The 12721-nt window shown below is 71.4% G+C and carries 11 protein-coding genes, 1 pseudogene and 1 riboswitch; of the genes and pseudogenes, 5 read left to right on the top strand and 7 right to left on the bottom strand.

Annotated features, from left to right (window positions below):
- Nucleotides 1-32: 32 nt before the first annotated feature.
- Nucleotides 33-2558, bottom strand: coding sequence for an FAD-dependent oxidoreductase (locus tag ACGFR7_RS19770; RefSeq protein WP_393320570.1), 2526 nt, complete (start codon nucleotides 2556-2558; stop codon nucleotides 33-35).
- Nucleotides 2559-2605: 47 nt separating this feature from the next.
- Nucleotides 2606-3691 (bottom strand): S-(hydroxymethyl)mycothiol dehydrogenase, encoded by a 1086-nt coding sequence (locus ACGFR7_RS19765; RefSeq protein ID WP_393320567.1) that lies wholly within the window; start codon nucleotides 3689-3691, stop codon nucleotides 2606-2608.
- Nucleotides 3692-3953: 262 nt separating this feature from the next.
- Here ACGFR7_RS19765 and ACGFR7_RS19760 point away from each other — a divergent pair, with 262 nt between their 5' ends.
- Entirely contained in the window at nucleotides 3954-4274 is a 321-nt protein-coding gene (locus ACGFR7_RS19760; RefSeq protein WP_393320564.1) for a bifunctional 3-phenylpropionate/cinnamic acid dioxygenase ferredoxin subunit, read from the top strand.
- Complete coding sequence (locus ACGFR7_RS19755; RefSeq protein ID WP_393320561.1) at nucleotides 4271-5437, top strand: NAD(P)/FAD-dependent oxidoreductase; 1167 nt, start codon at nucleotides 4271-4273, stop codon at nucleotides 5435-5437. Before ACGFR7_RS19760 ends, ACGFR7_RS19755 begins: the two co-directional genes overlap by 4 nt.
- Nucleotides 5438-5484: 47 nt before the next feature.
- On the opposite strand, the gene ACGFR7_RS19750 is transcribed toward ACGFR7_RS19755, so the two are convergent.
- The 4 genes and pseudogenes from ACGFR7_RS19750 to ACGFR7_RS19735 all read right to left on the bottom strand — a co-directional run bounded on the left by ACGFR7_RS19750 (nucleotide 5485) and on the right by ACGFR7_RS19735 (nucleotide 8349).
- On the bottom strand, nucleotides 5485-5817 hold the full coding sequence (locus tag ACGFR7_RS19750) for a hypothetical protein (protein WP_393320559.1): 333 nt from the start codon (nucleotides 5815-5817) through the stop codon (nucleotides 5485-5487).
- Nucleotides 5818-5878: 61 nt separating this feature from the next.
- Nucleotides 5879-6063 (bottom strand): annotated as a pseudogene (locus ACGFR7_RS19745) (SDR family NAD(P)-dependent oxidoreductase); the annotation flags it as partial.
- Between the two features lie 104 nt (nucleotides 6064-6167).
- Nucleotides 6168-7025: a bifunctional 5,10-methylenetetrahydrofolate dehydrogenase/5,10-methenyltetrahydrofolate cyclohydrolase gene (locus tag ACGFR7_RS19740; RefSeq protein WP_393320557.1), complete on the bottom strand. Its 858-nt coding sequence runs from the start codon at nucleotides 7023-7025 to the stop codon at nucleotides 6168-6170.
- Between the two features lie 20 nt (nucleotides 7026-7045).
- Nucleotides 7046-7134, bottom strand: a riboswitch (ZMP/ZTP riboswitch).
- A 147-nt stretch (nucleotides 7135-7281) separates the two neighbouring features.
- Nucleotides 7282-8349: a hypothetical protein gene (locus tag ACGFR7_RS19735; protein ID WP_393320554.1), complete on the bottom strand. Its 1068-nt coding sequence runs from the start codon at nucleotides 8347-8349 to the stop codon at nucleotides 7282-7284.
- A 162-nt stretch (nucleotides 8350-8511) separates the two neighbouring features.
- Here ACGFR7_RS19735 and ACGFR7_RS19730 point away from each other — a divergent pair, with 162 nt between their 5' ends.
- The 3 genes from ACGFR7_RS19730 (at nucleotide 8512) to ACGFR7_RS19720 (ending at nucleotide 10609) form a co-directional block, all read left to right on the top strand.
- Entirely contained in the window at nucleotides 8512-8901 is a 390-nt protein-coding gene (locus ACGFR7_RS19730; RefSeq protein WP_393320551.1) for a hypothetical protein, read from the top strand.
- 66 nt (nucleotides 8902-8967) lie between these two features.
- Entirely contained in the window at nucleotides 8968-9189 is a 222-nt protein-coding gene (locus ACGFR7_RS19725; RefSeq protein WP_350249346.1) for a hypothetical protein, read from the top strand.
- Nucleotides 9190-9292: 103 nt separating this feature from the next.
- Nucleotides 9293-10609, top strand: coding sequence for an SPFH domain-containing protein (locus tag ACGFR7_RS19720; RefSeq protein ID WP_393320548.1), 1317 nt, complete (start codon nucleotides 9293-9295; stop codon nucleotides 10607-10609).
- Between the two features lie 153 nt (nucleotides 10610-10762).
- Here the strand turns inward: ACGFR7_RS19720 and ACGFR7_RS19715 are convergent, their stop codons facing one another.
- Nucleotides 10763-12070, bottom strand: coding sequence for a benzoate/H(+) symporter BenE family transporter (locus ACGFR7_RS19715; RefSeq protein ID WP_393320545.1), 1308 nt, complete (start codon nucleotides 12068-12070; stop codon nucleotides 10763-10765).
- Nucleotides 12071-12721 lie beyond the last annotated feature (651 nt).

Here is a 12721-nt window from a genome sequence, read left to right as displayed (position 1 = left end):
GAGCGGATCACCGGTGCACCAACGGAGGGCGGCTACGTGCGGATGCGTTCCATCTGCGGATCGAAGAGGGGTTCCTGGGCGACTGTCGCGGGGATCTTCTCGCCGAAGTATTCGATGTGGACGGGGGTTCCGGGGGATGCCGCGGCGGCCGGCAGCCAGGCGTAGGCGATGCCCCGCCCGAGGGTGTAACCGTAGGCGGCGGAGGTGACATAGCCGACGGGGTTGCCGGTGGGGGCACCTCCCGCTCGGGCGGAGTCGAGAGTGGGGGCGTGGACCGGTTCCTTCCCCAGGACGACGGCCTCGGGGTCGTCGAGGGTGAGGCACGTGAGCTTGCGCGCCGCGGTCTCCTCGCTCCGGCCCTCCAGTGCGTCGCGGCCGAGGAAGTCGCCCTTGGCGGGGCGGACGGCGAAGCCGACACCGGCCTCGTACGGGTCGTGCTCGGTGGTCATGTCATGGCCCCAGGAGCGGTAACCCTTCTCCAGCCGGAGGCTGTTGAAGGCGCTGCGGCCTGCGGCGATCACCCCGTGCTCCTGACCGGCCTCCCAGAGCGTGTCCCACAGTCGCAGTCCCAGGTCGGCGGTGGTGTACAGCTCCCAGCCGAGCTCGCCGACATAGCTGAGACGCATGGCGGTGACCGGGACATGGCCGAGGTGGGTCTGCTTGGCCCGGAAGTAGCCGAAGGCCTGGTGGGAGAAGTCGTCGCGGGTGAGCGGCTGCACCAGGTCACGGGCGAGCGGGCCCCAGACGCCGATGCAGCAGGTGCCGGAGGTGATGTCGCGGATCTGCACTCCCCCGCTCTCGGCTTCGCTGGAGCGGGAGGGGCCCCCTTCCGAGGCATGCCGCAGCAGCCAGTCGAGGTCGGATGCGCTGTTGGCACCGACCTGGAAGCGGTCGGGGGCCAGCCGGGCGACGGTGAGGTCGGAGCGGATGCCGCCGGTCTCGTCCAGGAGCAGGGTGTAGGTGACCGCGCCCGGCTTCTTCGCGAGATTGTTGCTGGTCATGCGCTGGAGGAAGGCGAGGGCGCCGGGCCCGGTGACCTCCAGCCTGCGCAGCGGGGTCATGTCGTACAGGGCGACCTTTTCGCGGGTGGCCCTGGCCTCGGCGGCGGCGATCGGCGACCAGTAGCGGGCGGACCAGGCGTCGCGCTCGGGAAGGGTCAGCCCCTCGGCGAGCGGGGCGTTGGCCTCGTACCAGTGCGGGCGCTCCCAGCCGCCGGCCTCCAGGAAGTACGCGCCGAGCTCCTGCTGCCGCGGGTAGAAGGGGCTGGTGCGCAGCGGCCGCGGCTGCTCCATGGGCTGCAGCGGGTGGATGACGTCATAGACCTCGATGAAGCTCTGGGCGCCGCGGTCGGCGATGTAGGCGGGCGAGCGCTGGGCGTCCTCGAAGCGGTAGAGGTCGCACTCATGGATGTCGCATCCCGGCCGGCCGTCCGTCATCCACTCGGCGACGGCCTTGGCGACGCCCGCGGAGTGGGTGACCCAGACCGCCTCGGCGAGCCAGAATCCGCGCAGTTCGCGGGATTCGCCGAGGACCGGCATCCCGTCGGGGGTGAAGGAGAACACGCCGTTGAAGCCCTCGGCCACCCGCGAGTCGGCCAGCGCGGGCAGCAGTCCGACGCTGTCCTGCCAGCTCGGGGCGAAGTCGTCCTCGGTGAAGGGCAGCGAGGAGGGCATCACAGGAGCTTCGTCGAAGGCGGGGACGGTGAAGGGGTCGACGGGCATCGGGCGGTGGGCGTAGGAGCCGATGCCGAGCCGGTCGTGGTGCTCACGGAAGTAGAGGTCGCGGTCCTGGAAGCGCAGGATCGGCTTGCTCGCCTCACCGGGGTCGTTGACGCCGGCGAGCTCGGGCAGCGGCTCGGTGGTGGCGTACTGGTGGGCCAGTGGCAGCAGCGGTACGTCGACCCCGGCCATCGCGCCGATCACCGGGCCCCAGAAGCCGGCGGCCGAGACGACGTGGTCGGCGGGGAAGGTGCCGCGGTCGGTGACGACGCCGGTGACCCGGCCGCCCTCCCGCTCGATGCCGGTGACGGTGTGCCGCTCCAGGAAGCGGGCGCCGCGGCTCTCGGCCCGGGCGATCTGGGCGCGGCAGGCGGGCACCGCGCGGGCCAGCCCGTCGTCGGGGGTGTGGAAGCCGCCGTAGAGCCTGGTCTCGTCCAGCAGGGGCCACAGCTGCTTGCACTGCTGCGGGGAGAGCAGTTCACCCCGTACGCCCCAGGAGGCGGCGAGTCCGGCCTTGCGGTGCAGATCGGCCCAGCGGGCCTCGGTGGTGGCGATCTCCAGGCCGCCGACCTGGTTGAAGCAGGACAGCCCGTCCACCTCCAGGGCGCCGAACTTCTCGACGGTGTAGGCGGCGAACTCGGTCATGGTCTTGGACGGGCCGGTCCGGAAGACCAGGCCGGGGGCGTGCGAGGTGGAGCCGCCGGGGGCCGGCAGCGGGCCCTGTTCGAGGACGGTGACCTCGGTCCAGCCACGGGCGGTCAGCTCGTCGGCGAGCGAGCAGCCGACGATGCCGGCACCGATGACAACCACACGGGATGGGTGTGCGGGCGTGCGGGACATGACCCTCCTCCTGCTGGTAGGGGTGGTCGGCGGTGGGTGGGACGCCGTCAGATGAGCACGACGGAGCGCAGTACCCGGCCGTCGCGCATCTTGTCGAACGCGGACTCCACCTCGTCCAGGGCGATCGTCTCGGTGACGAATCCGTCGAGGTCGAGCCGTCCGCTGAGGTAGCGGTCGATGAGCACGGGGAAGTCGCGGCTGGGCAGGCAGTCGCCGTACCAGGAGGACTTCAGGGCGCCGCCGCGCGAGAAGAGATCGATCAGCGGCAGGTCGATACGCATGTCCGGGTCGGGGACGCCGACCTGGACCAGGGTCCCGGCGAGGTCGCGCATGTAGAACCCCTGCCGGTAGGTCTCGGGGCGGCCGACCGCGTCGATCACCACATCCGCGCCATGGCCCCCGGTCAGTCCGCGCACCGCCTCGATGGGGTCCGTACCACGGGAGTTGACGGTGTGGGTGGCCCCGAAGCGGGTCGCGCCGTCCAGCTTCCGGTCGTCGATGTCGACCGCGATGACCCGGCGCGCACCGGCGATCGACGCACCGGCGATCGCCGCGTTGCCCACGCCGCCGCAGCCGATGACGGCGACGGTGTCTCCGCTGCCCACCGCGCCGGTGTGCACGGCCGCGCCGTACCCGGCCATCACTCCGCAGCCGATGAGGCCGGCGGCTTCGGGGCGGGCATGGGGGTCGACCTTGACCGCCTGCCCGGCGGCGACCAGGGTCTTCTCGGCGAACGCGCCGATGCCGAGCGCGGGGGCGAGCGGGGTGCCTCCCCGCAGGGTCATCGGCTGGGTGGCATTGCCGGAGTCGAAGCAGTACCAGGGCCGTCCGCGACGGCAGGACCGGCAGGTGCCGCAGGGCGCCCGCCAGGCGAGGACGACGTAGTCGCCAGGGGCCAGGGCGGTCACGCCGGGGCCGACCGCCTCGATGACACCGGCCGCCTCGTGGCCGAGCAGGAAGGGGAACTCGTCGTTGATCGCACCGTCCCGGTAGTGCAGGTCGGTGTGGCAGACCCCGCAGGCCTGTACGGCGACGAGCACTTCTCCGGGGCCGGGATCCGGCACCAGAATCGTCTGCAGCTCGACGGGTGCGCCTTGTGCCGCCGCGACGACGGCACGGACTTCGTGTGGCATGCCCTACCCCTCAGTGTTGCGCAGTGCACGACTGGTTGCGCGATGAGAGACATAGTGGGAACGCCGGATCGGCAGCGTCAAGGGGTACACCCGCCCTCTTGGCAACGGACTTACGACGCCGCGGCTCCGGCACCGCGGCATGGTTCCGGCAATTCCGGGGAGCGCTTGACGCATCCGCCTGCCATCGGGATTCTGTTGCGCATAGCGCTTCATCGTGCGCACCGCGAAACTCGATGATACCGAACAGTAACAGGGGGGTCCTGTGATTCCTGTCTGCCCTCTCGCCGACCTGCCGACCGGCGAGTCCGTACGCATCGACACCGCACCGCCGATCGCCGTCTTCCACGCCGACGGGCAGCTCTACGCCATCGACGACACCTGCACCCACCAGGACGCCTCGCTGTCCGACGGCTGGCTGGAAGGGTGTCTGGTCGAATGCCCGCTGCACGCCGCCTCCTTCGACCTGCGCACCGGAGCGGCGACCTGCCTGCCCGCCCGCCGGGCGGTGCGCACCCACCCCGTGACCGTCCAGGACGGCATGATCTACGTCCAACACGCCGCCGAGGAGGGCACCGCCGCATGAAGTCGGTCGCTGTCATCGGGGCCTCGCTGGCGGGTCTGTACGCCGCCCGGGCCCTGCGTTCCAAGGGATTCGACGGCCGCCTGGTGATCGTCGGGGACGAGTGCCACCGCCCCTACGACAGGCCCCCGCTGTCCAAGGGTTTCCTCACCGGCACCACCACCGACCAGGGTCAACTCGCCCTGGCCGACGCCGAGGAGATCGCCGAGCTGGATGCCGAATGGCTGCTGGGCACCCGGGCCACCGGGCTCGACACCGGCGGGCGCACGGTGCTGCTCGACGGCGGCCGCTCCCTGACCACCGACGGCGTGGTGCTCGCCACCGGCGCCACCCCACGCCTCCTCCCCGGCCCGATGCCCGCCGGAGCCCACACCCTGCGCACCCTCGACGACGCCCAGGCGCTCCGCGCGGATCTGTCCTCGTCGCCGGCCCGGGTCGTGGTGATCGGCGGCGGCTTCATCGGCGCCGAGGTCGCCTCGTCCTGCGCCGCCCTCGGCCATGACGTCACCGTGGTCGAGGCCGCCCCGCTCCCCCTCGTCCCCCAACTCGGCCACGCCATGGCCGAGATCTGCTCCGCCCTCCATGGGGACCACGGCGTCACCCTGCTCACCGGAACCGGTGTCGCCCGGCTGCACAGCGGCGGCACCGAAGACCGCGTCACCGGGGTCGAACTGAACGACGGCCGGCTGCTCCCCGCCGAGGTGGTCGTCATCGGCATCGGGGTGCGCCCCCGCACCGGCTGGCTGACGGACTCCGGACTGCCGCTCGACGACGGCGTGCGGTGCGACGCGGGCTGTGTCACCCCGCTGCCCGCCGTCGTGGCCGTCGGCGACGTCGCCCGGGTGAACGGCGTGCGCGCGGAGCACTGGACCAGCGCCACCGAACAGGCTGCCGTCGCCGCGCAGAACCTGCTGGCCGGCAGCACCGTCGCCACCCACCGCAGCCTGCCGTACTTCTGGTCCGACCAGTACGGCGTACGCCTCCAGTTCGCCGGCCGGCGGCTGCCCACCGACACCCCGCGCATCCTCGAGGGCTCCCCCGACGACCGCAGCTTCCTCGCCTGTTACGAACGGGACGGGCGCACCACCGCGGTACTCGCCCTCAACCGCCCGCGCCCTTTCATGCGCCTGCGCCGCGAACTCGCCAACCAGGCGCTCACCGCCTGACCTCCGCCCGGGAGGGCGCCGCCCCAAGGGCTTGCCGGACCGGCGGATCACACCGGCGGTGCGGGCGCCCGCTCGCGAAGGATGGTTTCCACGGCCTCGGCGTCGTCCGGCGTGATGAACGGACGGACGTAGCGGCCAAGATCGAGGATCAGCGCGTGCTTCTTCGAGAACCGCCCCGGGTCCAGGCTCGCCCAGTAGCGCGGATGGGCGGTCCCCCAGATCCGGGCCTGCCCGCTGAAGGCGCCGATCTCCACCCGCCGGACCGCGCGAATCGAGCGGTAGCGGACGGTCTTCGTGCCCCACGGGAAGTAGTAGCCGCGGATGCGCAGGGCGTCGGAGGTGCACTCGATCCAACGATCCCGGTAAAGGGTGTCTGCCATCGTCGCCTCAGCCTTTCGCGCCGTCACGTGCCTCGATACGGAAGGAGGGTACGTCGCCGCCGGGGTCGGCCACCGTCACGTCGGAGGGATGGGCCGGCGCTCCGGTCACCTCGGCGAGACGGTGCGGCGGTTCGGTCCGGCGGCCGGAGATCACCGCCTGGCGTCCGGCCGCCCGCAGCAGCCGTGCCGTAGCGGCACCGATGCCCGAACCGCCCCCGCCACGATGACAACTCGCTGCTCCGTCATGGTCGTTCACGCCCGGAGTGACCACCACCCTCGCGATCATACGGACGATCACCGCAGGCCGGGCGGACGCTTTCGGCCCCTTACGGAACTTTGACGCGCGGCGGTCAGGCCGTCTTCGTCATCTGGGCGGTGGCGGCATCCACGGTCTGGGTGAGCAGGGTGGCGATGGTCATCGGACCGACGCCGCCGGGGACCGGGGTGATCAGGGAGGCACGGGTGCACGCCGAGTCGAAGTCCACATCACCGACGTTGCCGGGGTTCGAGCCGGCGTCGATCACGACGGCCCCGGGCTTGAGGTGTTCGCCGCGCAGGAACCGGGGCCGTCCCACGGCGGCGACCAGGACATCGGCGTCCTTGGTGATCGACGCGAGGTCGGTGGTGCGGGAGTGGCAGTAGGTGACCGTGGCGTCGCGGGCGAGCAGCAGCATCCCGACGGGCTTGCCGAGGATCGCGCTGCGCCCGACCACGACGGCATGCTTGCCGGCCAGGTCGACGTCGTAGTGGTCCAGGAGGCGGAGGATGCCGCCGGGCGTGCAGGAGGCGAAGCCGTCCAGGCCGAAGCTCATCGCGGCGAAGGAGTGGCAGGTGACGCCGTCGACGTCCTTCTCGGGGGCGATGGCCTCGAAGGCGGCGCGCTCGTCGATGTGCGGCCCGGCCGGGTGCTGGAGCAGGATGCCGTGGACGTCGGGATCGTCCGACAGCGCGGTGATCGTGTCGACCAGCTCGGCGGTCGTGGTGGCGGCGGGGAGCGCGACATGCCGGGAGCGGATCCCTGCCTTCTCGCACCGTGCGCGCTTCATGCGGACGTACGTCACCGAGGCGGGGTCGTCACCCACCAGCACGGTGGCCAGACACGGGGACGTTCCGGTCTGCCGGGTGAGGTCCGCCGCGCGTTCCGCGGCCTGTTCGACGATACGACGGGCCAGTGCGCTGCCGTCCATGAGGCGGGCGGTCGGGGTCATCGGTGCTCCTGAGCGTCGTGTCGGATCGCCCAGGCGCGCGGCACCGGCCAGGAGTGGCCGAGCCGCTCCCCGGTGGTACTCCACCCAAGCGCCAGTCACGGCTCGGCGCCCACTCTAATCGACGCCCGAGGCCGGAGGCCAAAGGCCGGACTCCGGACGCCCGGACACCCCTGGAAGCGGTCCCGGGGCATCAGCTGCGCCACGCCCACCGGGTGCCTCAACCGCCGTGCGGGCACCGGGGAGGCGGCCGGGCTCGTCAGACACCCCCTTGGCCAGGGGCCGAGAGCGGCGGTGTGGAGGAGGTGGTGGCTTCCCACTGGCTGAGGATGCCGTCCCAATCATGCTGGGCGGCGGTGATGGCACTGGCATCCCAGGTGGCATGGGAGGCCTGTTGATACTGCTGATGCGGTGAAGGTTGCTGATGCTGATGCAGTGAATGTTGTTGGTTCTGCTGTTGCTGGTGCTGGTGCTGGTGCTGCTGCATGTGATGCGGATGCTGCTGTACGTGTTGCGGGTGCTGTTGCGGATGCTCCTCGTACACCCGGTAGTCCTGGTGCTCCTGGTAGTCCTGGTACTCCCGCTGGTCTCGGTAATTCGGGTACTGCTGTTGCTTCCAGGGCTCCTGCTCGTAGGGCTCGCGCGGGGGCTGCGGCGGTCGCTCGCGCCAGGCCGAAGGGGTGCTCTCGTGCTGCGGGGCGGGCGGGAGATGGGCCAGCCGGCGGTGCCGGCCGGTGCGGTCCGGCGGCGGCGACTGCACCGGCCGGCTTTCGGCGGCGAGCTGTTGTGCGCGGGCCACGAGGAGCCGGACATCGAGCCCGAGTTCGGTGGCAAGCGCGGTGAGGTCAACTCCGCTGTGCCAGCCGCTCATCAGGACCGCGTCCAGCGCCGGCGCCCAGGCCGGCTCGTGGGGCTGGGGGGCATGGGGAGGCTGGGGGGCGGCAGCAGCCGGCGCCGCTGCCGGGCCCACGGGCTGCGCCGCGGGGGGCGTCGTGGACTGTGTCGTGGGGGGTGTCGCGGAGGGCGTGGCGGTCTGCGGGCCGGGGGGCTGCTCGCGCGTGGTCTGGGCGAGCAGGCTCTTGGCGACCGCGCGGGCGTCCTCCTTGCCCACCGTGCGGCGGGCCAGGCGTACTTCGCGCTCGTCCAGGCCGAGCAGCTCCGCCACCACCGCGTCGCTGCCCACGGTCACGGCGAAGGCGGCCAGGGTCCGCGAGCGGCGGGCCTCGGCCTCGTCGAGGAGCCCCTGCGTACGGCGTACCTCGTCATCGCTGGTGCAAAACGCCTGTGCGAGTACGGCATGGCGCTCCCACAACTCCCTCGGTTCCATGACTGCGACAACGTTTCCTCGCCCGGATTGGACTGCTTCCCGGCTATAGATCACTGCATAAGGTGATATTCGAGAGAGATACGCCCTTGCCTTCACGGCGGACGTACGTGCCGCGGTAAAAATACGCAGTGACCCCAGGGCGGAAGAATCGTTTCTACGGCCATGAGCGACCCCTCTTCCGGCACCGTCGCAGGCCACGGACGAACCCCCCTCCCCCGCACCGGGCAGATGCCGCGGTGGATCACCGCGGACATCCTCCGGCAGACACCGGTGTACGCCGGGCTGGTGAAGCAGTGGACGGAGCGCGCCGCCACCGTGCCCGGGGTTGCCGATCCGGAGTGGCAGCGGCTGGTCTCCTACCGCGCGCTGATGGAGGAGACCGAGACCGCCCTCACGGCCCTGCGGCCCCATCGCGCGCCAGATGTGCTGCCGCCGCCGAGGAAACAGGTCCCTGCGGCCCGTTCCGCCTCGCCCGGACGCCTGAACCCGGTGCCGGGGCCGACAGCCCCGGCAGCGCGGACTGAAGCGCCGCCCCGGCCGGAGTACCGTTGAGTTGTCGAGGAATTCCCGCTGCCAGGTCTTGCCCCGGCAGCGGCTTTGACCAGCGACGGAGCCCGGGTGAGCGCGACGGATGACACGGACTTCAGCCCGATCGGGGTGATCGGGCGGGTGACCGTCTCCATCCCGGCCGACGGCCCCGGCGAGGTGCTGCTGCCCGTACGCGGCGGGACCGAAGCCTTCGCCGCCTGGTCCCGCGAGCCCATCGCCCGTCATACCCAGGTCATCGTGGTGGACCACACCTCGGCGCGGTCGGTGATCGTCGCGCCGCTGCCCGCGTGACCGGGCCGTCCCGAAGACCGCGGCCGGCCACCTGAGCACTCCCTTCCCGTGGCCGCCTCCGCACACCGGCCGGGGCCGGTCGCAACGGACCAGGAGCCTTCCGATGTTGTTCTGGCATGTTCCTGCGCCGAACGAGGCGCTGTTGATCTCCGGCTCGAAGCGCCGGACCGGGGACGCCCAATTCCGTATCGTCACGGGCCATGGCTGCTGGGTCATGCCCGTCAAACAGAAGGCGAGCGTGCTGGCGCTGTCGCTGCGGGAGGCGGAGATCTCCGAGGACTGCGTCACCCAGCAGGGCATCCGGATCGGGGTCCGGGCGGTCGCCGTCTTCAAGGTCGGTGACGACCAGACGTCTATCGCCAACGCCGCGCGCCGCTTCCTGGACGAGCAGGCCACCATGGAAGAGCTGGTGGGCCGGATCTTCGCCGGTCACCTGCGCTCGATCGTCGGCGGGCTGACCGTCGAGCAGATCATCCGGGAACGGGACCGGGTCGCTCAGGAGGTCAAGGACGGCAGCCATTCCGAGATGGAGAAGCTCGGCATCGTCGTCGACGCCCTGCAGATCCAGGAGATCGCCGACACCTCCGGCTACATCACCAATCTCGCCGCCCCGCACGCCGCGGCGGTCGCCAGCGCGGCCCGGATCGCGCAGGCCAAGGCCGACCAGGAAGCCACCGAGCGGGAGCAGCAGGCGGCGGCCCTCAAGGCGGAGTACGAGCGGGACACCGCGATCAAGCGGGCCGGATTCCTCGCCGAGACCGAGCAGTCCAACGCCCGCGCCGCGCAAGCGGGCCCGCTGTCGCAGGCCAGGGCCTCGCAGGAGGTCATCGAGGAGCAGACCGCGCTGGCCCAGCGGCAGGCCTCGCTCGCCGCCCAGCGACTGGAGGCCGAGGTGCGCCGTCCGGCGGACGCCGAGGCCTACCGGCTGCGCACCCTGGCGGAGGCACAGCGTGACCAGGTCCGCTTCGAGGCGGACGCCCGCGCCTACAGCGAGCGGACCCTCGCCCAGGCCCGGGCCGACGCGAACACGGCCCTCGCGGGCTCGCTGCGGGACGGCAACCAGGAGCTGATCGCCGCCAATCGCACCATCGAGAACCTTCCCGCCCTCGCCAAGGCGGCGGCCGAGGGCCTGTCCGGTTCCCGGCTCACCGTCCTCAACGGCACCGACGGGATCAATGAGATCGCCTCCGGCATCGTCGGCGAGGGGCTGGCCATTCTCGACAGCCTCAAGAACGGAACCACCGCGCCCGGCTCGGCTCCCCCGCTCGCCGACGGTGCGGGGCGGCTGCCGCAGAAGGTGACGAATCTGAAGCGGGACGGCACCGGGCCCGCCCCCGGCTCCGGCTCCGCCCCCGGCTCCGGCTCCGCCCCCGGCTCCGGCTCCGGCTCCGGCTCCGGCTCCGGCTCCGGCTCCGGCTGATCGTTCCCGTAATCCCGCCTGCGTACGGCGGATGGGACCGCGCCTGCCGGCCGGTGGGCTACCGGACACGGAGGGTGTCCAGCGACCCGGCGGCCCGTCGGCTTGCAGCGCCCGGCCGGCCCGCCACCGGCCTCCGGTGAACGGCGGCTCGGGTCAGGCGGCGGATTTCTCGGACGTACCGCGCCACCGGGTCAGGACGAGATGGGCGATGACCCCGAAGAGCAGTCCCCAGAAGGCGGAGCCGATGCCGAAGAGGGTGACGCCGGAGGCGGTGGCGAGGAAGGTGATCAGGGCTGCCTCGCGGTCCTTCTCCTCCTTCACCGCACCGGTCAGGCCGCCGGCCAGGGCGCCGAGCAGCGCGACTCCGGCGACCGCCGCCACGAGTTCCTTGGGCAGTCCCGCGAAGAGCACCACCAGCGTGGAGCCGAACGCCCCGATGAGGAGGTAGAACGCTCCGCAGGAGACTCCGGCCACGTAGCGGCGCCGGGGGTCACGGTGGGACTCGGGGCCGGTGCAGATCGCGGCCGTGATCGCCGCGAGGTTGATGGCGTGCGAGCCGAACGGGGCCAGCAGCGTGGAGATCAGGCCCGTCGAACCGATCAGGAGGCGGTCCTTGGGCCGGTAGCCGGACGCGGTGAGGACCGCCATCCCCGGCGCGTTCTGCGAGGCGAGCGTCGCCAGGATCATGGGCACCGCGATACCGACGAGCGAGGCGAGCGAGAAGTCCGGGGTCGTCAGGACCGGCTTGGCCAGCTGGATCCGGTCCAGGTGGATGTCCAGCCGGTTGCTTGCCGCGCCGGCAAGGACGCCCGCCGCCAGGGCGACGAGGACGGCGTACCGCGGCAGCCACCGCTTCGCCAGGAGATAGGCGAGCAGGACGGAACCGGCTATGAGGGGTGCGGTCTTGAGGGAGGTGAAGACGCCGGTGCCGAACGAGAACAGGATGCCGGCGAGCATGGCGGAGACGACGGCGGCGGGCACCTGCCGCATCAGCCATCCGAACACCCCGGTCAGACCGACCAGGGTGATCACCAGTCCGGTGATGAGGAAGGCCCCGATGGCTTCCGCGTAGGAGTACGCCCCCAGGCTGGTGACCAGCAGGGCGGCGCCCGGTGTCGACCATGCGGTGATCACCGGCATCCTGGTGCGCAGGCTGAGCGCGATGCAGGTCAGGCCGCTGCCGATGGAGATGGCCCATACCCAGGAGCTGGTCTGGGCGGTGTCGAGATGCCCGGCGGACGCCGCCGCGAGCACGATGACGAGCGGGCCCGAGTACGACACGATGACGGCCACGAAGCCTGCCAGTACGGCGGACAGTGAGGCGTCACGCAAGAGGCCGGGGCGGCGGCCGGGACCGGCGGCCGGAGGTGCGTCGGCACCTTCCGGGGCCGTGGCGCCGGTCTGCGAGGAGGAGTCCGGCGGTGCGGCCTCGGGGTGGGGGGTGGGCGTCCTGGAACTCAACGGTTGTCCTTAGCGGCCTTTTCACGGGCCTGTTCGGGGTCGGATGCGAGGTCTGCGGGGCTTTCCGGGCCGATGGACAGGCGCAGTTGTCCATCGGCGGGCACTACCCGGTCCTTCGAAGGCGCGGCGGTGACCGATCAGGTATCAGCTCTGCGCGGCGCCCAACGACGTGACACGGAGAAGGAGTTGCGGAACTCGCCCGGGAATGCGGGCGGTGCAATGATCCGTGAGTCCGGATTTCCGGGAAGTGAGGGAGGCAGCTGGCCGGAATACTGAAGTCTTGGGATTCCTGTTCCCGGCGGGCGTTGCGCACCGTTCCGGGAACGTCTCCCCGCTGGCCGCCCAATGCCTGACGGGCCCGTTTCTCCGGTAACCGTCCCGAAGTTGAGCATAAGACAGACTTCCCCCTTCTCACTCCTCAGGCAGGTTCCCGGGATACCGTGCGCCGGGGCATTCCAGGCCGGCGCACGGCCACCCATACGTCGCGACGGGCCAGAATCCAAACCATTGAAAATGGGCAGCACAAAGCGAGTGCACTCGCAGAGGCGAGTTACCCATGGGTTTGTTGGCCGACGCACGGGTCAGGTGCGTTCTCCGCAGCTGGGGCCGTTCCCCCGTCCCCGTTGGTCGCAAATCCCCCATTCGCGATGT

Source organism: Streptomyces sp. NPDC048516, assembly GCF_043199875.1.
GTDB lineage: Bacteria > Actinomycetota > Actinomycetes > Streptomycetales > Streptomycetaceae > Streptomyces.
The sequence above is the reverse complement of the archived record's forward strand: the minus strand, read 5'-3'. Positions and strand labels throughout refer to the sequence as shown.